This is a genomic window from Nitrosomonas sp. Nm84 (assembly GCF_003201565.1).
In the GTDB taxonomy this organism is placed as follows: Bacteria; Pseudomonadota; Gammaproteobacteria; order Burkholderiales; family Nitrosomonadaceae; genus Nitrosomonas.
Genome location: NZ_QJJP01000007.1, coordinates 22873 through 44700, shown reverse-complemented (window position 1 = coordinate 44700; position 21828 = coordinate 22873). Strand labels below are relative to the sequence as shown.

Below are 21828 nucleotides of genomic sequence, written 5' to 3'. Positions count from 1 at the left end.
AAAATAACCGATGACAAGTAATGTAGTAGCACAGCACGACTGGTCCTGCGCCGATTCACAGGCACTATATGCCATGGAAAAGTGGGGAGACGGCTTTTATTCGGTAAACGAACGCGGTCATGTCTCGGTTTGCCCGATCGACGGCCAGGAACTGCACATAGATGTCATGGACGTGATTCGCGCGGCTCACGCTGAGGGTGCTGCTCTGCCAATGCTGATTCGTTTTCAGGACGTGATCAGTTCGCGCGTACGACGCCTGAATCAGAGATTTCAGATGGCGATTCAGGACAGCGGCTATGAAGGAACCTACCGCAGCATTTATCCCATTAAAGTCAATCAGTTGCAAGAAGTGGTGGCGGAAATCCTGGAGGCCGGTCGGGAATTCAATATCGGACTGGAATGCGGTTCCAAAGCGGAGTTGTTGGCCGTGCTGCCGCTGATTGCCGATGAGACACTGCTGCTTTGCAACGGCGTCAAGGATCGTACGATGCTATCCCTCATGCTGAATGCACAACAGATTGGACAGCAAGTGGTACCGATCATTGAGAAATACTCGGAGTTTGAGCAACTGATGAATTTGGCCGAAGCGCGCCAGATGAAACCCCGATTGGGTGTGCGGTTGAAACTCAACACCAAGGGGGCGGGGCGATGGTTTGAGTCCGGCGGCGCCAGTTCCAAGTTTGGATTGACCATTCCGGAGCTGCTAAAACTGATACAGACACTGGAAAGCCGGGAGATGGCCGGGCAGTTGGAGCTGTTGCATTTTCATTTGGGAAGTCAAATTACGGATATTCAGGTGCTGCGCAGCGCGGTCAAAGAGATCATGCAGATTTATGCGGATCTGATGTTACGGGGCCTGCAGATCAAGTATCTGGATGTCGGCGGCGGGCTCGGAGTAAATTACGGTGGTGATTACGACAACCCGGAATCATCCATTAATTACGGACTGCGTGAATATGCCAATGTGGTCGTGTATACGATCAAAGAAATTTGTGATGAGCGACAGGTTCCCATGCCGAATCTTCTGTCAGAAAGCGGTCGCGCCCTCACTGCGCATCATTCCGTACTGGTGGTTCCTGTGCTGGGCGTACACAGGCCGGACAGCCCGCCCATGTCTGATTTGCCGGCTCACATGCCTGCCGTGGTGTTACGCATGGCATCGGTATACAACGATGCACAATCCGCACAGAAAAGTGGCGTGTTGCTGGAATGTTATCACGACGCGCAGGAAATCCGTCAGGAGACCGAGCAGATGGCGCGTTTGGGTTATTTGTCTGTTGAACATATGGCGCACTCGGACAGCTTGTACTGGAGTATTTGTCGTGAAGTGTTGCGCAAGCTAGCGGCCGCTGAGTTGAGTCCGGTCTCGGCCGAGCAAGTGGAGCTGGAAAAGCAGCTCACGGACATGTATCTGGGAGATTTCTCAGTTTTTCATTCGATCATCGATCACTGGGCCATCGGCCAGATATTCCCGGTGATGCCGCTGCATCGATTGCAGGAAAAACCCGAGCGACGTGGACAGTTGGTTGATCTGACTTGTGATTCGGATGGTAAGGTGAGCCAGTATGTATCATCGTCCGGTACCAGTGATTGCCTGCTTCTACATGATTTTCGTCAGGATGAATCGTATTATCTGGGTATTTTTCTTGTCGGGGCTTATCAGGAGATACTGGGAGACGCCCACAATCTGTTCGGCCGTGTCGATGAGGTGCATGTTTATGCGAAAGCGGAGGAAGAAAACGGTTTTTGGATAGAAGAATTGCTGAAGGGAATCAGTGTCAGGGAAATGCTGAGCCAGGTGCAATATTTTCCCAATGACCTAGGGCGACGCATGTCGGAATTCATCCGTCGACAGATCAACGCGGGGCGTATCAAGCCTGCGGAGGGGACACGGATTCTTAATAATTATACCCAGCGCCTGGGAGACACCACTTATTGTGATGTCAGCGCCAATGAACGGTCATAGCATGAACGATGACCAGGGTCACTACAGCTAATTAACATAAATCTCCGAAATATTTTCCATTCTTCCATTCATTACTTCCCCGACCATCTGACTCACGCTCGCATTGGGCAAGCGTTTGATGAGCACTTTGTCTCCCATACTACCGGACTCCTTTAATTGCAAGCGATGAGCATATTGTTCTTGCATTGGAATCGCTACTGACGACTGTAGCAGGACCGCCTCACGCTGCCCAGGCAATACAATATTCCCTATATTTTCGAATGGGATTTTATTATCCAAATCCGCTATGTAGACATTGCGTTTCGAGAGGTCACCGAGAATATAGTATTTCCAGAAAGCTTGATTGGTTGTGAATCGAATATAAAACTTCCGTGCGGCTGCATCCGGTTTTTCTGAACACAATCCTTGTTCATCGGCGGTAACCAACATTTGCAAAATAAAAGCAGGCTTCACAAAATAATCTTTTTGATCCAGCATCTCCCGCAGGAGACCTTCAGTCATATCCATCCATGCACGTTCAGTCACATTTGGATCAGAATGCAACATTTGTTTGCCCTCTGCATCTTGTGTTATACGCTGATTATTGAAAAAAAGAATCGCGCTATCAGGCGGTGCACCAGGGTTTGTATAGCAAAAAAAACTGCTGTCTCTGGAAAAGACCTTAAAATCTAAAGTTAATTCATCTTCTGCGTGAAGGCGCAGGATATCGATCTTTTCTTCATCATAATAAACTGCAATGCCACTTTCCGACGATTTAAGCAGCAAACCTACTTTCCTTAGTAACTTAGCGCAAGATCCTGTGGGAATAAATTCGAGCGCCTCGCAGTTCTTCCCTGAGAAATAAGCATGTTCAACAGTAACACTCAATAGCAAACGATAAGCACCCATGTTCTGATCAATCCTTGATTTTTCTCTGAATCAACACCTCGAAAATACAATCATCATGTCATCACTTTATCAAGCACCCTGGCGCAGCCTATCGTACCGTGGATTTAGGTTCACTCACAACAGGGATACGCCCCACGATATCTTCGGTATCGAAAGCAACCACACGTACGCGATACAGTATTGAAGGCAGATATTCCCCATCCAAAGAACCCCATAAATCACTCAGATCCTGAATCGAAAGATTTCCGATATCCAGAAAACTGCGTTCAGCGTTAACTTGGATATCGGTCGGCGGCGTGCCATGATGCACGCGTCGCGAACAGGTCGCGATGCCGAGCCAGCAACGCCTTGCGCTCCTGCTCGAGCGTAAGGCTCTCACGTCCGCGTTGTACCTGCGCGGCCGATATCCTCTCGGCCTCGCGCCGCGTCGCGGCATCGCCGTGGCGGGCGACCACGGCGAGAAAGTATTGCAGGCGCAGGCCGATTTCGATCGAACCCGCACCGTCACGGCCGATAGGGGCGAAGGCGTCGGTGATCCATTTGGCCTCGTCGATCGGCACCACACTCAGGTGCGTGTGCTTCGGAGCAAGCAAGCCCTTTTGCGCGCGCAGACGCTGCGTCTGCACCAGCAAACGTGTCAGCACCGCCATCACCTGGATCGCGGTGCCAGGATCATTGACGGCCGGAGAAAGCGCGCGTTGCGCCACCTCGCTCAGCACCAGCAGACCAAAGCGCGAGTCCTGGTCGAAGGTGCGTTCGGGGCCGATCACGAACGCATTGAGGATCCGCGCAGCTTGCCCGTCGTCGCAGGCACCTTCACCTTCCATCACGGCAAGGCACGTCTCGGGGTCCACGTAGTGGCCGGGGCGCACGCGCACGTGCACGCGATGGCCCAGCTCGGCGGCCGTGGTCTCGAGCGATCCCAGGTCAATGTGCGTGAGGTAACCGATCTTGTGCGCGAGCACCGGGGTACCGAATGGCGGCGTCGGCGGGCCCTCGACCGCGCCCATGAAAGGCTGCAACGCCTGCAGCTCGAGCGCGCGCCCGGCGGCGGCCTCCAAGCGAGCCAGGGTGTCGGGCAGCCGACCGAGTGTCGACAGCGTACGCACCCACAGCACGAGACGCACCACTAGGTACGTAAGCATGGCAAGCGTGGCCAGCAACAGCACAAAGCGGCCTTGCGCGCCGTAGTAGCCCAGGCCGAGTGCGATCTTCGCCACCACCGCATAGATGAACGCGGCGATGAAGGCACCGATCGCACGCCTTGTGCCGTCGTCGCCCATCACCAGTTCGGTCGCGCGCGGCGTGGCCCCGCCGGCCACTGATGCATAGGCCGACACGAGGATGCCGAGCGAGAAGATTGTCACGGCGAGCATGCTTGATGCCACGACCGACAGCAGATCGTCGATCATCTCCGCCTCGATCGACGGCACGTGCGCTTCGTTTATGAAATGCGTCGCCACCTTCGCCAGTAACGCGAGTGCCACCGCCAGCAACATCGACACAGCCGAACTCACCCAGATGCGGTTGCGGCGGTCTCTCAGCAGGATCCAGAACTTGTACATCATCGCCCGAATCGTCCGGCGTCCTCGTTGTTCAGTCGCATCGACATCAGATTGACCATGCGGTTGCAAAGCGGGCGAGTTCTTTGCGCATAAAAACTGCTCTCGGAAACATTAAATACACGACACATGAGTGCAACCGAATGGCTTTGTCGCAGAGATTTAATCGAACCGTATCTCACCGCGACTCCTTCGCGAAATACGTCGCACACTTTTTTATAAAGTTACGCTCCATCTTCACTTCCGCTACTTCTCCCTGTTTGTCAGCATAAACTCAGTTTTTTGGCGTCCCCTTGGGTGGCGACAGTCGTTTTGCTGCTTCGACCAGTGTCAATCCACTCTCTTTTAAAAACTTAATTGATTGCTCCCTAAATTCCTGACTATATTGAGTAAGCGATAATTCCATTTCCATCCTCCATTTCATCCCTTCATTTTATGAAACTTCGGACTCCTTGAAAATCAGCATACTTCAGTTTTTAACACCCCAGCGGCGACGCAGACCGTTCTTCAAGCTCTGCTAGAGCCAACCCTGCGATCGGTACCAGGCAATGGCATCCCGCGCGGCTTCACGTATCGGACGAGGATGCAATCCGAGTTCTTTCGAGCTGACAGAGGAATCAAACATCATATGACGGCGGGTTAGACGTACCCCGGTTACCGTGGCGATCGGAATTTTTCCACTCACATAATCTGCCCACAGTTCACTAAACCATGCCACAAGCAAAGCCAGTGGATAAGGAACTTTCCAACGCGGCAAGGGCTGATGAGTCTCTTCACTCAGAATACTTAACCAATCCGAAAGCCGGAGATTCTCTCCGCCCAGTAGATAACGAATCCCCGTTCTTCCCTTCTGCATCGCCAGAATCATTCCCGTCGCTACATCCCTGGCATCAATGAGATTGAAATTGCATTCCAAATAGCCAGGTAATTCGCCTCTACAAAAAGCGAGCGACAAGCGAGTGGGGGGCGTCTGTAATCGGTCCCCGGGCCCTACGGGCAAAGTGGGGCTGACTACAATAATGGGAGCACCTTCTTCAACCATGCGGAAAACTTCTTTTTCCGCATGAAACTTGCTGAGGCAGTATGGGCCCACCATATCACTGGCGTTGAGGTGCAGCTTTTCAACGAAACGTTCTTCCGGATTATGAGATGACAGGATGCTTTCAGTACTGGTGTACAAAATCCGCTTAGCTCCGCTGTCAAGCGCGGCACGCATCACATGGACGGTACCAAGATGATTAATCTTATCGAATTCCCGACGATCGCGGCACCAAAGGTTTGGATCGGCTGCAAGATGATAGACATATTCGCAATCACGCGTGGCTTTCCGCACAGCTGGTTCATCTCGAATGTCAGCACTCACTAGTTCAATTCGATCCAGCGGCAAATGATCGACGGAAGCTCCCGGCCGTTCCAGTACACGAACAGATTCGTTCGCATCCAACAACTGTGTCACCAAATGCGAACCTAGGAAACCAGCACCTCCAGTGACCAAAATCAAGATAGAATTCCTTCCGGCAAATGATCTGCCAAATCCTGCAAATGTTGATATTGGGGCTTCAAACCCTCAGAGGTTATTTTCTGAATGAGCGCAAACGTAGCATGATTCAAAGGACAAGAAAACTTTCCAGCAAGCCGAATAAGATGACCGGTATAAGCATCGATTTCTGTGCGAGCATGCTCGGCGTGAATATCAGGTGCCATGGAACAGTATGTCCCGCGTAATGATGGACGGAAAAATATAGCCATCAGTGCCGGTAACCAAGGTGTACGTAGAATCAGGGATACTGTATCGGGATGAAACGGCCCGATACGCGCAAGAGGAATTCCAGCTTGTTGGAGAATCGCATAATTTTCGAGCAGCAATGCAAAAAAAAGCGCTTTAGCCAATTGACCGGTCAATAATTCCCCATTGTCCACACCTGCCATCGCCGCCAGTGGTGAGATGGCGGCATTGTACATCAGCTTGGTCGCTTTATAAGGCCGAACATCCGGAACCAGTTCGACGGGAAACAATTTGGCTTTTCCCACGGCAGTAGCCAGTGACATTATTTCACCCTGCTCATCGGCTGTGATAGATCGACGTGCCCCGATATGCAGGCTACCCGGTCGCGTGATTCGTGTTACGGGGCGATCGCGCTGACATTCCGATACAAAAGAGGCTATACCTTCACACGCATGATTACGCCGCTCCAGCTCTGGATCAAAACCATTTTGAACCGGCACCAAGAAGGCATCGTCAGACAAACGGGCTAGTACTGCTGGATTATCATAGGTTTTAGTACAAAGCAGAATAAAACCTTCATCCGGTGGAATCCAGTCATCAAAAGCCACGACGGGTATTTTTTGCGTTCCCAATCCAACTACCGTTATGCCGTCCTTTCCACTTTCTGCAATTTTGCCGGGATGATTGTCGATCAGGATTACAGAATAGCCCGCTTGAGCCAAAGCCCACCCAAGCACTGCGCCAATACCGCCTATGCCTACAATATGAATTGGTTTATTGAGTAATCTGGGCATCTATGAATCCTGAAAAGATTGAGTTAAACAGTATCTGTGGATTCCATAGGATGGATCCCAATGTACAGAATCAATCCACCACTATCCAGGATCAGTATACCTGAATGTATTAACTTCAATAAGCGTCGTATGTACGATAACGCACGCAAAATGATTCTGGTGTGCTATACAGCAGCATCGAAATGCTTTTAAGTAGCCATTTTACCGGTGTTAACAAATGAACATGGGAACAATCACGTTATATGCCATACCAGTGTTTTAACTATGATTCTTTTCTCACTCAGTGCTTTTGCAACAGAAGGTCATCTAAATCAAGATGATTCAGCATGTGGAAGAAGCTGTGATTCACCTGATGCCAATATGCTGGACGTACGCCGTGAAGAAGTTACGGAAACTGCCGGAAAATTGCAGCAGGCAGAAATGACTCAATATAGCCAGAAGCATATCACGGTGTTAGATCGAAAGAGACTGGAGGCGCGGGTCCGTGAATGCTACCAGGTAGTCCGAAAGGAATTCGATCGCATACTTTTCATATTTGATTCCATATCAGCATAACCCATTGGTACCGATCAGTTTTATCCTAATCTGGATGAGCTTAAGGAAAAATACCAATCATGGCGCTCTAGTAAACCTCACGTTTCAGAGGACTACAGTTTCGATCTTAGCTTACCAGTGGTTCCTCGCTACCATACTGCTGAAGCTAAATTGAAATACGTGCACTACCGTACAGACAGCAGTAATCTTCTACAGTAATTTGACCGTCTGAATCTTAGCGAGCACACCCATGTCATTTGTTCCAGTAGTTATTGGTACTAATCATCTGCTGGCTACCTTACCTCACAATGATTATAAGCAGTTACTTGCAAGTTGTGAAGAGACTGAACTGATCGTTGCAGAGACACTGTATCGGGCGGGTGATTTGATTTCACATGTTTATTTTCCGACCACGGGTTTTATTTCCCTGGTAAGGCCCATTGATAACAACCACAATCTAGAAGTAGGGCTAATCGGTCATGAAGGAATGTTCGGCCTTCCCTTGATACTGGCGGTTGATATTGCGCCATTTGACGCATTGGTTCAGGGAGCAGGCCAAGCACTATGCCTATCGAAATCAGTATTTCTCCACGAACTTGAAAAAAGTACTGCATTGCAGTCGAAGCTAAAGCGCTATTTTTATGTCGTGATGAGTCAGATTGCGCAAACAGCTGGATGTAATCGTTTTCATGTCGTAGAGACCCGCTTAGCCCGCTGGCTATTGATGACGCATGACCGGGCGCAATCAGATCAATTCTACGTCACTCACGAGCTTCTGGCCTATATGCTGGGTGTACGACGTGTCGGCATCACCAAGGCAGCAAATTCGCTACAGAAAAAAGCGTTAATCAGCTACAGACGCGGGGATATTAAGATTCTCGACCGCGCCGGGTTGGAAGCCGTCTCTTGCGGATGTTATCAAACAGAGAAAGAGATTTACGAAAAAATTCTAGGTTCTGTATCCAATTAACGGTCAGAAACCAATCGGTTCACGACGTTCGACGCCATTCAGTTCATGGCGAATGCGAGAAGATGTTTCGTAAACCGCCTTACGCACGCGATTGATCCCTCCCAGTGGTTGATGATCAAGAACAGCGTGCCAGGGCGTGAAAGAAAGGTCTTCACAGAACTTAAGTTGCTCGGGTGTATTGAATTGTTGTGATGAAATGGTAATTTTCGCTACGGGGATAAAAGGCGAATCTTTCTCGCTCCATTCAACGGTGGGATCCTCAATGGGCATTTCTGCAGCGTGTTTGCGTAGCTGGACCATGAAATCAAAGCACGCATCACCATGGTCGAGATGCTTCTGCATATTTTCGCGCAGAAAATTGGGAGAAGTAGTCTCCGCAGATGGAGGCTTAACTGGTTTATCGCAAGCACGAGCGGAGAACTTCATGGCGGTATCGCCGAAGCGGTAAGGCGTCGCACTCCAGTATTGAATATCCAACGGATCATCAACCTTCCTACTTCGAATCGCGGTAGCAATCGCAAGCTCATGCAAACGAAAATTCAACGGATTGGCGCCCGGCAAAAAGAATTTGATAGGACTGTCTTCCACAATTGCCTTCTGAAATTCAACATAGTCCGCTGCATTTTTCACGAAAAATACCGGATGATTGACCATCACAAAATCTTGTGTGCCGGATTGGCTACGTTCAACGCCCATGAGCTTAATAGCCATGCCACGACCATCGCCGACCGAATCATTCTGCACTTTTCCGGACCCATTGGAATAACGGATCCAGGCAGGATATTCACGTGCTTCTGCGAAGATTCCGATGCTGATTTCTTTGGGCAACTGGAGAACGCGAAACTGCGCTTTCACGCAGCCGTGCGCTTTGAAGTGGGCATCCCGGTGAGCAGAGCCATTTTTGGCTTCGGTGCGAATATTTTCCTCAACGATCTGCGCGATCTGCTGAATCGCCACAGCCTCATTCGCAGGTACTAACTCGTTACTAAAGGTATAAGCCGGAAAGAAAACTATTAGACCCAGACTCAGAAGAAACCCTTTCTTTACCATTTCAATGTACCTCCGGAATACCCATAGCAACAACCATCCTTATGCGCGCATTTTCTTCACATGGAATGGTTCGAGCGTGGCTCTCTGTTCTATTTGAGCTGCATGCTATTTTTGACCGACTTTACACCAGTAACACCCTGCGCTACCTCGACTGCCTTGCTAATACCGGCAGAGGAACTTACAAAACCACTTAATTGCACGACGCCCTTAAAGGTTTCAACATTGATTTCAGCTGATTTTAACGTTGGTTCATTCAATATGGCTGCTTTAACCTTTGCGGTAATAACGGTATCGTCAAAATATTCACCAGTTCCTTCTTGCTTATGAGTTGATCCACACCCCATCGCTGTTAGCAATGTCAAGACCAAAAAAGAGGTGAAGAATAATTGCATAACATGTTTCATGATCGAATCTCCTATTAATTATTTAACCACCCATCTGATACCGCTCTCTTACGACGATTACATGCCTAGTGTCGGATATTTGCCATTTGTCGACATGTCTCGGCGCAATTTTTACATGCTTTGACACATTCGTCCATATCGCCGATTTTCTCGCAATCTGCTGCACAGGCTTCACAAATCTCGGCACAGATTCCGCAAAGAGCATGCTGAAAATGAGAACTGCTAAGCATAAAATTAGCTGAAGTCTGACAGATCTCGGCACAATTCATCAAAAGACGAAAGTGACTTGCTTCAACGTGTTTTCCACCCGCTTCAAGGCAATGGTTCATCCCAGTTTCCAGGCAGACCTGGTGACAACGACTGCTGGCATCTATACAGGCTTGCATGACATGTTTGGCGTTGGTCGTCTGATCCATGTGATTCTCCTAAAAAAAGCGTACCAAGGTAAATAAGCAAGCATGATTAATAAAATGTTAGGCGCATAACCACACAATTCCGATCCAGTTAAGCTCTGAGGAGAAACTGGAGCCACACTTGCACTTAAAGGATACTAACTGTGAAAGTAACTGAAGTCTGTTCGGTAGCATACATAAGTGCTTGGTCTGGCGAGTTGTCAACAAGGGGGATCTACTGAAAAAGCAGAACAGAAACTGAATTGTCTGATTGAAAAGGCTGAACAAAAGTGAGCAAATGACAAAGCAAGAAGAAAAGGATTTGATGACGCAAAAAAGTCTATCGCTGAGAAAACTGAAACAAGTGAGCAGTATATCGATGATTCGGTAATTACTATGAGAGACCTTTGCAAAATCACGTAACTTTCTTATTTCAATGTAACTCTGGGTTTCCCTGTAAGCGCGCATCATCAATGTTTCAGTTTCCGTGTTTATTCACCCTTGGCCTGGGGTAACTTCCAACCGCAAAGACAATCCCATCAAGCTCATGAAAATCGACTCGAAAGAGCGGGGCAAGTATGGCGACCCGATGGGCAAGAAAATCTGCGGCATTGAAACCGATACTATCCAATTACCGACACGCTTACACCAATGGCACATTCAAAAATGTGCAGTGAACACAAAACAGACTGAACGGCGAATCGCAAAGCGCCCGAGTGGGAGCGACCGCGAGGACGCATTTACGGCGCAGTCGCCTTGGAGTTCTGTTAATAACTGTACGAATTCTCAGACAATCAATGATCAGAAAATTAATATCCAACTATTATCAATAATAGAAAGAATCAAATAATGGGTATTAGCCTGCCAACACAAAGAATCAATGCATTAATGACCACTATGCAAACCTGCTTATATTCTATAGACTTTCAACTGGATATTTCCCTGCGCCTTTCAATAAGGTTGATTTAATAAAAGGTACGAAACGTCCAGGTGCAATACCTTTATGCTTCGTAAGCAACTGGTATCAGGACTTGAAACCACCCCTGCTTGTTGATTCATGAAAGCGAGCAAAATTTAGAAACTTTATTATTTGGAGATTCCAATGAAACAAAATTTGAGTAAGCAACCCTTAACTATTCTATATATTCTGTTATTCAGTATTGCAATCATGCTGTCTGGAAATGTGTTGGCCGTGGGAGAAAAAGCTACGGTAGAGCAATTAAATGCCGTGGTAACCAATCAGGCCACCATTGATGCCGGACAGAATGCAGCCATTGCTACCGTAGATTCAAAAATTAGTGGTATCACGCCACCCGTTCGCGCAATAGGCGACGTATTACCCGATGGCAGCATTGTGTTCTGGGTCGACGAAACGGGGCAGCACGGCATGGCAGCAAAGTCCTTTGACGGCCCCGCGAGTAACTGGTATGACGCAAAAGAAGTGGCTGAAAATAACGGCCCAGGTTGGCGATTACCCACAAAGCACGAATTATTTATCCTATTCGATCAGAGAGTCGTAGTGGGTGGTATGGACGGTATAACTTATTGGAGTTCTACCGAGGCGGACGCAATTTTCGCGTGGAGCATATTATTCAACCCCCCCACATCAACACCCGCCACAGTACTCAAGACTCACGTACAGAGTGTCCGCGCCATCCGACATTTCTAATATTCAAGCCAAACTAATTTAAATCATGCCGAATTAAACGATACCAGCTGGAATTATAATTTCGGCGCACTATTCTAAAACGCACACAGCAGAAATACAAACGCAGTAGATGTTGATGAATTATGGATGCCACATAAATTTTCGACACAGTATTATTCATTTTTCATCAACAAAAACACATGCAGGCTTTAATTCTAGGAACAGGTCAGAAGCATACACCGCGCCTATAAAGCGACAACGCATAAAAAGAGCATTTAGCCCCGCACCATCGTCGCCAACGCTTAACGTACAGCCCCAGAACCAAAGCCATCTCTTCGGAGGTGGCTTTTTTGGTTTTCTGTTGCTCATAAAGCCGGATGATACGTTCAGCGTGTTTCTTAATTGTAATATTTGCTACATGTAATGGTTCTCTGGAAAAGTGATAGCCCAGAAAATCAAAGCCCTTCTCAATTCTTCCTATAAATGTTTTATCCGGATGTTGCTCGACTTTTAGCTGGCTAAAGCATTCATTCATTAATTTGATGGCCTTTCTGTTTTGCCATCGGGTCTTGGTCATAATGAGTATGTCATCCATATAACGGATGTAGTAGCCATTGAATTTTGTAAATAATTCATCTAACACCTTTAAGTATAAAGCGCCAAAGATCGGACTTAAAAAACAATCTCTTGAAATACCTTGCGTTATCTCGCGATAATTGCCGCCATACTCTACGGTTCTATGGATAATCTGATAAAGATAACGCCGAAGACCTTTATGCTCAATGCATGTATAAAGTTTTTCTACCAGCAATTGTTGATCGATCGATTCATAGAAGCTGTTAAAAAGAATTCATTACGCTGAGCATTAAAAAATCGCACCGAGTCACATTAGAAGTAAGTATTATAAAGTTCTTGCTAATTAGAAATGTCGGATCCATTGATAAAGCGTAGTTACAAAATGGTTACAATATCAACACCCCTTGGTATTACAAAATAGCAAGGAATAACAAAGCAATTGATCAATTGGCGCCCTGAACACGAATCGAACGTGCGACCTACCCCTTAGGAGGGGGTTGCTCTATCCACTGAGCTACCAGGGCACATTCGGTATTTTACGCTAATACACACCATGCATAAACCTGATCAGCCAAATCCCTTAAATCCAGTTGTTTCAAAAAAATTACCCAAAACGGTGGTTGTTCTTGGATTAGTCAGTTTCTTCAATGACTTTGCTTCGGATATTGTCGTACCGCTGATTCCGATATTATTAGCGACTGTGCTGGCGGCCGGGCCGATTGCGTTGGGATTGATCGAGGGGGTTGCGGATGCGTTGGCTTGTTTTCTGAAATTATGGTCGGGGCGGCATTCCGATGTGATGAGCGGACGACGAAAAGGCTTAGCGTTAACGGGTTATACGCTTTCCAATCTGGCACGACCACTGCTCGGACTGGCGGGTTCGTGGGTTACGGTATTATTACTGCGCAGTATTGATCGTGTCGGCAAGGGTTTACGCAGCGCACCGCGGGACGCGATGGTAGCCGATGCGACACCATCACATATGCGCGGTTATGCGTTTGGTTTTCATCGGGCTTTGGATAATGCAGGAGCGGTCGCAGGTGCATTGGCGGCAGCGGCTGTGCTGGCTTGGTCTGATTTAAGCTTAAGTGAAGTGATTTTATGGTCCGCGATTCCCGGTTTTGTCGCAGTAGCATTGTTGGGCGCAGGCGTCAAAGACGAGAAAAACAGTCAAACTCAATCTGTAGAATTACCGCGAGCGCTTCCGCCGCTGCGCTGGTCCGCATTGTCTGTGCCAATGCAGCATTACTTATGGGTATTGATGCTATTCACCTTTGCACGCGCTTCTGAAACTTTTATTTTGTTATTCGGTCATGAACTAGGTATTGGCGTTGTCGAGCTACTATTACTTTGGGCGGCGCTCAATCTTGCCAAAGCGATTACTTCCACGCAGGGAGGGCAGTTAGCGGATCATTTCGGGCGCGGTGCTTTGATTTTGATCGGCTGGTCGGCACTTGCGATAGCGTTTTTAATGTTAAGCCAAGTAACAACCGGCTTTGGGCTATGGATGGTGAGTATTTTTTATGGTTTGTTGATGGGCATGAGCGAAGGTGCGGAGCGTGCATTGATCAGCGACTATGCATCGCCCGATGAACATGGTACAGCGTTTGGCTGGTATCATTTGGTGAGCGGCATCGCCGCTATCCCGGCGGGATTGCTGTTTGGGGTGATATGGCATGTATACAGCGCGGCAGCAGCATTTTTATTTGCCAGCCTGTTAGCACTTCTGGCTACACTATTGTTGCGCTTGTGGGCTTGGCCGGTTCGACATCAATAGAACAAATAAGGACAGATAAATATCATGGAATGGTTTGCGATTATTTTATCGGTAGTTGCGTTGGGGTTCATGTTCTGGTTTTTTTCCAGAAACACACAATCACTGAAGCTGGGTCAGTCCGCTCCTGATTTTAAGCTGGCCGATCAGCACGGGAAAACACATGCACTGGCTGATTTTAAGGGAAAATGGCTGGCTTTATATTTTTATCCAAAAGACGATACACCCGGATGTACTAAGCAGGCCTGCGCCTTTCGTGATGGCCTCCAGGAGCTGGCGGATCTGGGTGCCGAGGTGATTGGCGTGAGTGTCGATGGTGCGAGCAGCCATGCCGATTTTGCTAAAAAATATCATCTGCAATTTCCATTGCTGGCGGATACTACAGCAGAAACAGCGGCGCGCTACCATTCCCTGACTAACCTGGGTATTGTTAAATTTGCCAGACGTAATACATTTCTGATTGATCCGCAGGGAAAAATTGCACGCATGTATTTGTCGGCCAGTGCGACACGTAACTCCACTGAGGTGGCGAACGATTTAAAACGTTTACAAGCAGCATAACGAGCGGGGAATTTCAAAGAATGATGTTTTTGATTTCCATCAGCAATTGAAACTTCGTTCCAGACAACATGCAGGGAACGATACTGAAAGGAGACAGGATGGCAAATTTTACCGAAGATCAACTGGTGCAGCTTAAAGCTGCATTACACAAGCGTTACCTGGATTTACAGCAAGAAGTGCGCAACGAACTGGCGCATACCAAGGGTATTCATGATTTTGAGCTGGCAGAATATTTGAATAATATACCGGATGATATCGATACGGCGCTGGTTGACCGGCAGATTAACGAGATGCGCGAATTGGAAATGTCGATGAAGTATCTGAGTGAACTGGAATTCGGCGATTGTATTGATTGCGGCAACGAAATTAGCTTTGAGCGGTTGCTTGTATATCCGTCAGCGCAGCGCTGCGTTCAATGTCAGGGTGCATACGAAAAAGCGTTTTTGAAGGAATCGAATCCTTCGTTATAAGTCAGAGAGCATTTCTTTTCCCGCATTTCAATTAACAGCCTGTTAGGTGTTGTCTCTAAGCAGAATCAGGATGGCACCGCCACCACCATCCTCAGGTTTGGCTTGACAAAAAGCCAGCACATCCGCACGCTGCATCAACCAATTCCCGACTCGGGCTTTCAAAACCGGCTCGCGGTTTTTTGATGTCAGTCCTTTGCCGTGAATGACACGAGCGCAGCGAAAGTTTTTGCGTACACATTCATCCAGGAAAACGCTTAACTCCTGCCGGGCTTCATCGCGCGTAAAACCATGTAAATCCAGATCATCCTGGATTCTCCAGTAACCGCGGCGTAACCGCCGTAATGTTTGATGCGGCATGCCGGGACGCACATAAGACCACGCATCGCCCGCTTCAATCTCGACAGTAATATGGTCTGAAAGCGCATCTGCGGATACGGCTTGTTCCTGATAGCTTGCCTTTCTGGGAATCGGCGGGATTTTTGAATTGCTGGAGATCACTTTATCTGAGACGGGTAACGGCGCTACATCACGCATTGCCGCGTGAAACAGCGCCATTTCGTCACTTTCCTTACCCCAATCTTTTTTCGACATCCCGTCACTACATTACTGATTCGTTTTAATTTATTTTAAGCCATCGAGGTATTTTTCCGCATCCAATGCCGCCATGCAACCACTGGCAGCACTGGTTACCGCCTGACGGTAGATGTGATCCTGTACATCACCTGCGGCAAATACACCGGGTATGCTAGTAGCTGTCGCATTGCCCTGACCGCCACTGCGAGTCACAATATAACCGTTCTCCATCTGCAGTTGCCCGTTAAAAATATCTGTATTGGGTTTATGGCCGATCGCGATAAAAACACCCTGCAACTCTATTGTTTGCATGGAATTATCTTGTATGCTTTTGATACGCATGCCGGTCACGCCGGATTGATCACCTAGCACTTCGTCCAAAACATGATTCAGTGCCAATTTGATATTGCCGTTGCGAACCTTATCCATCAATTTGTCGATCAGAATTTTTTCCGAGCGGAACTGATCACGCCGGTGAACTACCGTTACGCTACGTGCAATATTGGCAAGATAAAGCGCCTCTTCCACCGCAGTATTGCCGCCACCAATAACAGCAACATCCTGTCCTTTATAGAAAAAGCCGTCACAGGTTGCGCAACCCGACACACCGCGTCCCATAAATGCTTCTTCCGAAGGCAAGCCCAGATACTGCGCGGAAGCGCCAGTAGCAATAATCAGCGCATCACAGGTATAAGTCCCCTGATCGCCGATTAACGTGATCGGCTTCTCCGCCAGTTTCGCCGTATGGATATGATCAAAAATGATTTCGGTATCAAAACGCTCTGCATGTTTCTGAAACCGCTCCATCAATTCCGGCCCTTGTACGCCCATCGCATCAGCCGGCCAATTGTCCACGTCAGTCGTTGTCATCAACTGCCCACCCTGCGCTAATCCGGTAATCACGACCGGATTCAGATTAGCACGCGCCGCGTACACCGCAGCGGTATAACCCGCCGGCCCGGAGCCCAGGATAAGCAATGAACTGTGTTTGGTTGTCATAATTTATTTATGAAGTAAATCGAGAACAATATTGTACTCGTAAATAGGCAAATTGCCTTGCTGGTTTGCCTTCTTAGCGATCATGACCGACTGCTCCGCCGCGGATTTATTGCGCAACAATAAATCCGTCTTGTTGAGTGCTTCATTTGGAAAATACATTTGCGTTGTCAGTGCACGGTAACCTTGTTTGGAGATCTTAAAGTGAATATGTGGCGGTCTGATCCAGTTACTGCTGGCGGGATAAGCGCCGGGTATTACTGTTTTAAAGCGAAACAGGCCACTGCTATCACTTCTGATAACCGCCCAGCCCTGGAAGTTTTCATCCAGCTTTGCCGTGTTGGGATCACGCGGATGACGGTAACGGCCATTGGCATCCGCCTGCCAAATATCCAACAGTACCTTGTCAATTGGATTACCGGCGATATCCGTGACTTGACCGCTGACGATAATGTGCTGACCTTGAGCTATGCCCGTATGCCCATCAACTTGTGTCAAATCAGCATCTTTATCGCGCTGATCGTTTACCGGATAGAACGGCCCTTCCGTTTCACTGGGCGTCGACATGATCGCCAACACTTTACCGAAACTGCTGCTGAAACCAAACGCACCAGCCATGCTACCCAACATGCTTAATTTAACCATGCGCCTTCTGGAGATTGTTCTCATGTTAGTACTCATATGAAAATTGCTGTTTTATCACCAAACGGATACAAGAAATATTAGCATCGATAAGAAAGCTATAACCATTAAGCAAATTACGTTTGTTGGACATTATCCTTTTGAAAAGGTGTCACCCAGTGGTCGATAGGACAGTCGACGCGAGACAGGTATCGAACATAACTGATTACATTGAAATAAGAAATTTACGGGATTTCGCAAAGATAGTTATTCTTCGCAGAATCTTTTTTGTTTTGGGGTCATTGAGAGGAAGTGTATAAGGCAACAAAAAGCTCACCGTATTCCTAGGGTGAGCTTTGAATATATTATAAATAAGAACGAGTTGGGGGAAAATTTCCCCAAAAGGCAGCCAAATCATTATGTTTATGATTACGGTGCTGAAGTCTGCGAATACACGAAAGGATTAAATATTCACCAGCAGGAACCACACAAATTACGTTATTGCCAGTTGATCTACACTCGAAGCAAAATCTCTATCTTGAGCTTCGGTACTGTTAAGTTTAATTTGTAAGCGCAGCTCATTCATGGAATCAGCATTCCTAAGTGCATCTTCATAGCTGATTTTACCCGCTTCATAAAGCTCAAACAGCGCTGTATCAAATGTCTGCATCCCCATTTCACGAGATTTTTTCATGATTTCCTTAATTTCATGAACATTTCCTTTAAAAACCAAATCTGCAATCAACGGAGAATTAAGCAACACTTCAATAGCGGCTACACGGCCATTGCCACTTTTTGCTGGTACCAGTCGTTGTGCCACCAGTGCTTTTAAATTCAGTGACAAATCCATTAATAATTGCGTCCGGCGCTCTTCTGGAAAAAAATTGATAATACGATCCAACGCTTGATTTGCACTGTTCGCATGTAATGTTCCCATGCACAGATGCCCGGTTTCAGCAAATGCAATGGCGTGTTCCATCGTTTCGCGATCGCGAATTTCTCCGATCAAAATGACATCAGGTGCTTGCCGCAGTGTGTTTTTTAAGGCAGCTTCCCATGACTCGGTATCAACACCCACTTCGCGCTGAGTGATTACACAATGAATATGTTCATGCACATATTCCACCGGATCTTCAATGGTAATGATATGACCATAGCTATTTTGATTACGATGGCCGATTAATGCCGCCATTGATGTCGATTTTCCTGAGCCTGTGCCGCCTACAAAAATCACCAGGCCACGCTTACTCATTACAACTTCCTTAAGCACTTGCGGCAAACCCAGATCATCAAACTCGGGGATTTTGGTTGTGATAGTACGTAACACGATACCAACCCGTTGTTGTTGCACAAAGGCATTCACTCGGAAACGGCCGATCCCAGAAGGATTAATCGCAAAATTAGCCTCCTTGGTAGTTTCAAACTCAGCAGCCTGTTTGTCATTCATAATGGCTCTGGCGAGTATTTCAGTATGTTGTGCAGAGAGTGATTGCTGAGAAACCGGTGTCATTTTTCCATCAATTTTGAATGCGGGTGGAAAACCGGCTGTGATGAACAAATCTGAAGCCTTTTTGCTGAGCATCAGGCGTAGCAAATCAGACATGAATTTTGTTGCTTGCTCTTTATCCATAATATACCTCTGGAATTCTGATTAATCTAAACAACTTATCAAATCTTGAAATTGTCTTTATTCATCGCTTTGCCTCGTGCTTCAGCTACTGAAATCACATTGCGTTTCACCAAGTCTGTCAAATTCTGATCCAATGTCTGCATACCTACATTTTGCCCCGTTTGAATTGCCGAATACATCTGCGCAACCTTGCCCTCCCGTATCAGGTTACGGATAGCTGGCGTGCCGATCATTATTTCATGAGCTGCTACACGACCCTTTCCGTCTTTGGTTTTTAGTAGTGCCTGTGAAATAACAGCCCGTAATGATTCAGATAGCATTGAACGCATCATTTCTTTTTCTTCTGCAGGAAAGACATCGATAATACGATCAATAGTTTTCGCGGCAGAGCTAGTATGCAATGTACCAAAAACCAAATGTCCCGTTTCGGCCGCAGTCATTGCTAAGCGCATAGTTTCCAAGTCACGCATTTCACCTACCAGGATAATGTCAGGATCTTCGCGTAATGCCGAACGCAGTGCATTAGAAAAGCTTAATGTATCCCGCCCAACCTCACGCTGATTAATTAGGCATTTCTTGCTTTCATGCACGAATTCTATCGGATCTTCGAGAGTCAGGATATGACCATAATCATTCTCGTTAATGCTATTGATCATGGCCGCCAATGTGGTGGATTTTCCTGAGCCCGTCGGACCTGTGACCAATACAACCCCTCGCGGTTGCTTTGCAATCTCAGCGAATATTTTAGGTGCTTTAATATCTTCCAAACTCAAAACCTTTGATGGAATCGTGCGCATCACAGCTGCAGCACCGCGTTGTGTATTGAAAGCATTGACGCGAAAACGTGCAAGGTTTGGGACGGCAAAGGAGAAATCACATTCCAGGTATTCTTCATACGCTTTTCTCTGGCTATCATTCATAATGTCGTACACCATACTGTGCACTTCTTTATGATCCATTTCGGGCAAATTGATGCGTCGAATCTCACCATGCACACGAATCATCGGTGGCATACCTGCCGATAAATGTAAATCTGAAGCACTGTTTTTAACCACGAAAGCTAGCAATTCTAGTATATTCATTGCGATACCCTTTGGTGACAGTATTGAATGTACTGTTGAGTGTCTGAAAAGATTAATAAATCCCAAGCAAAAGTACCTGAGTTAATCCACTTGCTAACGGGAGATACAAACAAAAATTAAGGGAGTGCTGATATAGATAAAAGCGCGCTAATGAATATAGAAATTCACTTGGTACATTGAATTTTTACAAATCGCTATTAGAGTGATTCAGCTGGAAATACCGTTGGTATCGCGCTGATGATTAAACAAGGAGGGTTTCTCGGTATTGAAAAGGTAATATGTAGTAATTGAGTACCTTATGCTGAAAAGCTCATTTTGTGGCAATGAGTGATTCATATTTCGCTTGTAACTGCTCTTTGCTCTCAATTTTATCAGGATTAGTCACAATACAATCAACCGGACATACTTCTATACATTGCGGCTCATGATAGTGCCCAACACATTCCGTGCATAAGCTGGCATCGATCTGATAGATTTCTTCACCCTGTGAAATGGCGCCATTAGGGCATTCGGGTTCACACACGTCGCAATTGATACATTCATCTGTAATAATCAGTGCCATTTAATTTAATTCTCTCAAAACTATTTCGTTATTCTTGCTCGCAACTTTTGTGCTACCAAAGGATGTACAAATGCATCCGCATTACCGCCCAGAGACGCAATTTCGCGCACAATGGTTGCAGAAATAAACATATACTGCTCAGAAGGCGTCATAAATAAAGTTTCCACGTCAGGATACATACCACGGTTCATTCCCGCCATTTGAAACTCGTACTCAAAATCAGATGCAGCACGCAAGCCACGTAAAATAACTCGTGCATTTTGTTGTTGCAGAAAATTCATTAACAAACCCGAAAACGCCATGATCTTAACATTCGAGCAATCCGATAAAACCTTCTGCGCCATTTCCACCCTTTCCTCTAACGTAAAAAATGGTTTTTTGCTGCTGCTCACGGCTACCGCCACGACAACTTGATCGAATAAGCGTGAAGCGCGTCGAACAAGATCTTCATGTCCGCGTGTGATGGGATCAAAAGTGCCGGGATAAATGGCTTTATCCATTAAGTGCCAACTCCAAAAGTTGATAGTGTACCGTACCGGCTTTTGCACTACGTTTCACATGCCACTGGGTATCTGGAATCCAAGCGCTTCCGGTTTCGATATAGACCAGTCCGTCGTCTGCAAGATGCGGCGGCAGTAATGGCAACAACTCCGATAACAATTCAAGACGGTAAGGCGGATCAAGAAAGATGACATCAAATTTCCGCATATCGGAATGGATAAAATTCAATGCATTCATCATCACCAATTCAACCTGCATTGCCTGTAATTTTTGTTTGTTTTCATACAATGCCTTGTAAGCGCTAGCGTCTGTATCGACCATCACTACTTGTGCTGCACCCCGCGATGCAGCCTCGAAACCCAGCGCGCCACTCCCCGCAAATAAATCGAGACAGCATAAACCATCCAAATCTTGCCCTAACCAATTAAATACTGTTTCGCGTATTCTGCTTGACGTAGGTCGTAAATCTGGTCGATCCGGAAAAACTATCAGGCGACTACGCCAGCAACCGGCAATGATGCGGACTTTCCCTTGTGCTGCAGCCATGT

Annotated in this window: 26 protein-coding genes and 1 tRNA gene; 7 read left to right on the top strand and 20 right to left on the bottom strand. The window is 47.0% G+C overall.

Annotated elements, in window-relative coordinates; translation table 11 throughout:
• The first annotated feature begins 10 nt into the window (after window positions 1-10).
• Window positions 11-1966 carry a biosynthetic arginine decarboxylase gene (gene speA / locus C8R34_RS05385; RefSeq protein WP_110338576.1) on the top strand — a complete coding sequence of 652 codons (1956 nt, stop codon included), beginning with the start codon at window positions 11-13 and terminating at the stop codon, window positions 1964-1966.
• A gap of 27 nt (window positions 1967-1993) precedes the next feature.
• On the opposite strand, the gene C8R34_RS05380 is transcribed toward speA, so the two are convergent.
• From C8R34_RS05380 to C8R34_RS05360, 7 genes are all read right to left on the bottom strand, one after another.
• The gene (locus C8R34_RS05380; protein WP_110338574.1) at window positions 1994-2854 is read right to left on the bottom strand and encodes a hypothetical protein; all 861 of its coding nucleotides are present in this window, start codon (window positions 2852-2854) and stop codon (window positions 1994-1996) included.
• An 88-nt stretch (window positions 2855-2942) separates the two neighbouring features.
• A complete protein-coding gene (locus tag C8R34_RS16420; RefSeq protein ID WP_165872530.1) occupies window positions 2943-3164 on the bottom strand; it encodes a Pvc16 family protein in 222 nt (73 codons plus the stop codon).
• Window positions 3127-4422 carry a DUF2254 domain-containing protein gene (locus tag C8R34_RS05370; protein WP_132467073.1) on the bottom strand — a complete coding sequence of 432 codons (1296 nt, stop codon included), beginning with the start codon at window positions 4420-4422 and terminating at the stop codon, window positions 3127-3129. Before C8R34_RS05370 ends, C8R34_RS16420 begins: the two co-directional genes overlap by 38 nt.
• Complete coding sequence (locus tag C8R34_RS16640) at window positions 4419-4598, bottom strand: hypothetical protein (RefSeq protein ID WP_132467072.1); 180 nt, start codon at window positions 4596-4598, stop codon at window positions 4419-4421. The genes C8R34_RS05370 and C8R34_RS16640 overlap by 4 nt, the downstream gene beginning before the upstream one ends.
• A gap of 92 nt (window positions 4599-4690) precedes the next feature.
• Window positions 4691-4822, bottom strand: coding sequence for a hypothetical protein (locus tag C8R34_RS16885; protein ID WP_258364368.1), 132 nt, complete (start codon window positions 4820-4822; stop codon window positions 4691-4693).
• A gap of 111 nt (window positions 4823-4933) precedes the next feature.
• The gene (locus C8R34_RS05365) at window positions 4934-5917 is read right to left on the bottom strand and encodes an SDR family oxidoreductase (RefSeq protein ID WP_110338568.1); all 984 of its coding nucleotides are present in this window, start codon (window positions 5915-5917) and stop codon (window positions 4934-4936) included.
• Window positions 5914-6936, bottom strand: coding sequence for a ketopantoate reductase family protein (locus tag C8R34_RS05360; RefSeq protein WP_110338566.1), 1023 nt, complete (start codon window positions 6934-6936; stop codon window positions 5914-5916). Before C8R34_RS05360 ends, C8R34_RS05365 begins: the two co-directional genes overlap by 4 nt.
• A gap of 264 nt (window positions 6937-7200) precedes the next feature.
• Between C8R34_RS05360 and C8R34_RS17340 the strand changes: the two genes are divergently transcribed.
• Together C8R34_RS17340 and C8R34_RS05350 are read left to right on the top strand one after the other, a co-directional pair.
• On the top strand, window positions 7201-7491 hold the full coding sequence (locus tag C8R34_RS17340) for a helix-turn-helix domain-containing protein (protein WP_207896445.1): 291 nt from the start codon (window positions 7201-7203) through the stop codon (window positions 7489-7491).
• 229 nt (window positions 7492-7720) lie between these two features.
• Window positions 7721-8440, top strand: coding sequence for a Crp/Fnr family transcriptional regulator (locus tag C8R34_RS05350; protein ID WP_110338564.1), 720 nt, complete (start codon window positions 7721-7723; stop codon window positions 8438-8440).
• Between the two features lie 3 nt (window positions 8441-8443).
• On the opposite strand, the gene C8R34_RS05345 is transcribed toward C8R34_RS05350, so the two are convergent.
• The 3 genes from C8R34_RS05345 to C8R34_RS05335 all read right to left on the bottom strand — a co-directional run bounded on the left by C8R34_RS05345 (window position 8444) and on the right by C8R34_RS05335 (window position 10310).
• Entirely contained in the window at window positions 8444-9490 is a 1047-nt protein-coding gene (locus tag C8R34_RS05345) for a catalase family protein (protein WP_110338562.1), read from the bottom strand.
• Window positions 9491-9579: 89 nt separating this feature from the next.
• Complete coding sequence (locus tag C8R34_RS05340; protein ID WP_375342117.1) at window positions 9580-9882, bottom strand: BON domain-containing protein; 303 nt, start codon at window positions 9880-9882, stop codon at window positions 9580-9582.
• 77 nt (window positions 9883-9959) lie between these two features.
• Window positions 9960-10310 carry a four-helix bundle copper-binding protein gene (locus C8R34_RS05335; RefSeq protein ID WP_110338558.1) on the bottom strand — a complete coding sequence of 117 codons (351 nt, stop codon included), beginning with the start codon at window positions 10308-10310 and terminating at the stop codon, window positions 9960-9962.
• Between the two features lie 1078 nt (window positions 10311-11388).
• Between C8R34_RS05335 and C8R34_RS05325 the strand changes: the two genes are divergently transcribed.
• Window positions 11389-11955, top strand: a complete 567-nt coding sequence (locus C8R34_RS05325) for a DUF1566 domain-containing protein (RefSeq protein WP_110338556.1) — start codon at window positions 11389-11391, stop codon at window positions 11953-11955.
• Window positions 11956-12160: 205 nt separating this feature from the next.
• Here C8R34_RS05325 and C8R34_RS05320 read toward each other — a convergent pair whose 3' ends face one another.
• Window positions 12161-12784 (bottom strand): reverse transcriptase domain-containing protein, encoded by a 624-nt coding sequence (locus C8R34_RS05320; protein ID WP_110338554.1) that lies wholly within the window; start codon window positions 12782-12784, stop codon window positions 12161-12163.
• Window positions 12785-12958: 174 nt separating this feature from the next.
• Window positions 12959-13034: transfer RNA gene (locus C8R34_RS05315), tRNA-Arg, on the bottom strand.
• Window positions 13035-13063: 29 nt separating this feature from the next.
• Here C8R34_RS05315 and C8R34_RS05310 point away from each other — a divergent pair.
• The 3 genes from C8R34_RS05310 (at window position 13064) to C8R34_RS05300 (ending at window position 15315) form a co-directional block, all read left to right on the top strand.
• On the top strand, window positions 13064-14287 hold the full coding sequence (locus tag C8R34_RS05310; RefSeq protein ID WP_110338552.1) for an MFS transporter: 1224 nt from the start codon (window positions 13064-13066) through the stop codon (window positions 14285-14287).
• A gap of 24 nt (window positions 14288-14311) precedes the next feature.
• Window positions 14312-14845, top strand: coding sequence for a peroxiredoxin (locus C8R34_RS05305; protein ID WP_110338550.1), 534 nt, complete (start codon window positions 14312-14314; stop codon window positions 14843-14845).
• 98 nt (window positions 14846-14943) lie between these two features.
• Window positions 14944-15315: a TraR/DksA C4-type zinc finger protein gene (locus C8R34_RS05300; protein ID WP_110338548.1), complete on the top strand. Its 372-nt coding sequence runs from the start codon at window positions 14944-14946 to the stop codon at window positions 15313-15315.
• Between the two features lie 42 nt (window positions 15316-15357).
• Here C8R34_RS05300 and C8R34_RS05295 read toward each other — a convergent pair whose 3' ends face one another.
• The 8 genes from C8R34_RS05295 to rsmD form a co-directional block, all read right to left on the bottom strand.
• Window positions 15358-15906 carry a Smr/MutS family protein gene (locus C8R34_RS05295; protein WP_110338546.1) on the bottom strand — a complete coding sequence of 183 codons (549 nt, stop codon included), beginning with the start codon at window positions 15904-15906 and terminating at the stop codon, window positions 15358-15360.
• Between the two features lie 30 nt (window positions 15907-15936).
• Entirely contained in the window at window positions 15937-16887 is a 951-nt protein-coding gene (trxB, locus tag C8R34_RS05290; RefSeq protein WP_110338544.1) for a thioredoxin-disulfide reductase, read from the bottom strand.
• A 3-nt stretch (window positions 16888-16890) separates the two neighbouring features.
• On the bottom strand, window positions 16891-17553 hold the full coding sequence (locus C8R34_RS05285) for a protocatechuate 3,4-dioxygenase (protein ID WP_110338542.1): 663 nt from the start codon (window positions 17551-17553) through the stop codon (window positions 16891-16893).
• A 445-nt stretch (window positions 17554-17998) separates the two neighbouring features.
• A complete protein-coding gene (locus tag C8R34_RS05280) occupies window positions 17999-19135 on the bottom strand; it encodes a PilT/PilU family type 4a pilus ATPase (protein ID WP_110338540.1) in 1137 nt (378 codons plus the stop codon).
• Between the two features lie 38 nt (window positions 19136-19173).
• Window positions 19174-20217, bottom strand: a complete 1044-nt coding sequence (locus tag C8R34_RS05275; RefSeq protein ID WP_110338538.1) for a type IV pilus twitching motility protein PilT — start codon at window positions 20215-20217, stop codon at window positions 19174-19176.
• A 310-nt stretch (window positions 20218-20527) separates the two neighbouring features.
• Window positions 20528-20779: a YfhL family 4Fe-4S dicluster ferredoxin gene (locus C8R34_RS05270; protein ID WP_110338536.1), complete on the bottom strand. Its 252-nt coding sequence runs from the start codon at window positions 20777-20779 to the stop codon at window positions 20528-20530.
• Between the two features lie 20 nt (window positions 20780-20799).
• A complete protein-coding gene (coaD, locus tag C8R34_RS05265; RefSeq protein ID WP_110338534.1) occupies window positions 20800-21279 on the bottom strand; it encodes a pantetheine-phosphate adenylyltransferase in 480 nt (159 codons plus the stop codon).
• The gene (rsmD, locus tag C8R34_RS05260) at window positions 21272-21826 is read right to left on the bottom strand and encodes a 16S rRNA (guanine(966)-N(2))-methyltransferase RsmD (RefSeq protein WP_110338532.1); all 555 of its coding nucleotides are present in this window, start codon (window positions 21824-21826) and stop codon (window positions 21272-21274) included. The genes coaD and rsmD overlap by 8 nt, the downstream gene beginning before the upstream one ends.
• Window positions 21827-21828 lie beyond the last annotated feature (2 nt).

Excerpts from the sequence above, each read along its gene's own strand:
- speA (WP_110338576.1), top strand. The coding sequence starts at position 11 with ATGACAAGTAATGTAGTAGCACAGCACGACTGGTCCTGCGCCGATTCA.
- C8R34_RS05380 (WP_110338574.1), bottom strand. The coding sequence starts at position 2,854 with ATGGGTGCTTATCGTTTGCTATTGAGTGTTACTGTTGAACATGCTTAT.
- C8R34_RS05370 (WP_132467073.1), bottom strand. The coding sequence starts at position 4,422 with ATGATGTACAAGTTCTGGATCCTGCTGAGAGACCGCCGCAACCGCATC.
- C8R34_RS16885 (WP_258364368.1), bottom strand. The coding sequence starts at position 4,822 with ATGGAATTATCGCTTACTCAATATAGTCAGGAATTTAGGGAGCAATCA.
- C8R34_RS05360 (WP_110338566.1), bottom strand. The coding sequence starts at position 6,936 with ATGCCCAGATTACTCAATAAACCAATTCATATTGTAGGCATAGGCGGT.
- C8R34_RS17340 (WP_207896445.1), top strand. The coding sequence starts at position 7,201 with ATGATTCTTTTCTCACTCAGTGCTTTTGCAACAGAAGGTCATCTAAAT.
- C8R34_RS05350 (WP_110338564.1), top strand. The coding sequence starts at position 7,721 with ATGTCATTTGTTCCAGTAGTTATTGGTACTAATCATCTGCTGGCTACC.
- C8R34_RS05345 (WP_110338562.1), bottom strand. The coding sequence starts at position 9,490 with ATGGTAAAGAAAGGGTTTCTTCTGAGTCTGGGTCTAATAGTTTTCTTT.
- C8R34_RS05340 (WP_375342117.1), bottom strand. The coding sequence starts at position 9,882 with ATGCAATTATTCTTCACCTCTTTTTTGGTCTTGACATTGCTAACAGCG.
- C8R34_RS05335 (WP_110338558.1), bottom strand. The coding sequence starts at position 10,310 with ATGGATCAGACGACCAACGCCAAACATGTCATGCAAGCCTGTATAGAT.
- C8R34_RS05325 (WP_110338556.1), top strand. The coding sequence starts at position 11,389 with ATGAAACAAAATTTGAGTAAGCAACCCTTAACTATTCTATATATTCTG.
- C8R34_RS05310 (WP_110338552.1), top strand. The coding sequence starts at position 13,064 with ATGCATAAACCTGATCAGCCAAATCCCTTAAATCCAGTTGTTTCAAAA.
- C8R34_RS05305 (WP_110338550.1), top strand. The coding sequence starts at position 14,312 with ATGGAATGGTTTGCGATTATTTTATCGGTAGTTGCGTTGGGGTTCATG.
- C8R34_RS05300 (WP_110338548.1), top strand. The coding sequence starts at position 14,944 with ATGGCAAATTTTACCGAAGATCAACTGGTGCAGCTTAAAGCTGCATTA.
- C8R34_RS05295 (WP_110338546.1), bottom strand. The coding sequence starts at position 15,906 with ATGTCGAAAAAAGATTGGGGTAAGGAAAGTGACGAAATGGCGCTGTTT.
- trxB (WP_110338544.1), bottom strand. The coding sequence starts at position 16,887 with ATGACAACCAAACACAGTTCATTGCTTATCCTGGGCTCCGGGCCGGCG.
- C8R34_RS05285 (WP_110338542.1), bottom strand. The coding sequence starts at position 17,553 with ATGAGAACAATCTCCAGAAGGCGCATGGTTAAATTAAGCATGTTGGGT.
- C8R34_RS05280 (WP_110338540.1), bottom strand. The coding sequence starts at position 19,135 with ATGGATAAAGAGCAAGCAACAAAATTCATGTCTGATTTGCTACGCCTG.
- C8R34_RS05275 (WP_110338538.1), bottom strand. The coding sequence starts at position 20,217 with ATGAATATACTAGAATTGCTAGCTTTCGTGGTTAAAAACAGTGCTTCA.
- C8R34_RS05270 (WP_110338536.1), bottom strand. The coding sequence starts at position 20,779 with ATGGCACTGATTATTACAGATGAATGTATCAATTGCGACGTGTGTGAA.
- coaD (WP_110338534.1), bottom strand. The coding sequence starts at position 21,279 with ATGGATAAAGCCATTTATCCCGGCACTTTTGATCCCATCACACGCGGA.
- rsmD (WP_110338532.1), bottom strand. The coding sequence starts at position 21,826 with ATGGCTGCAGCACAAGGGAAAGTCCGCATCATTGCCGGTTGCTGGCGT.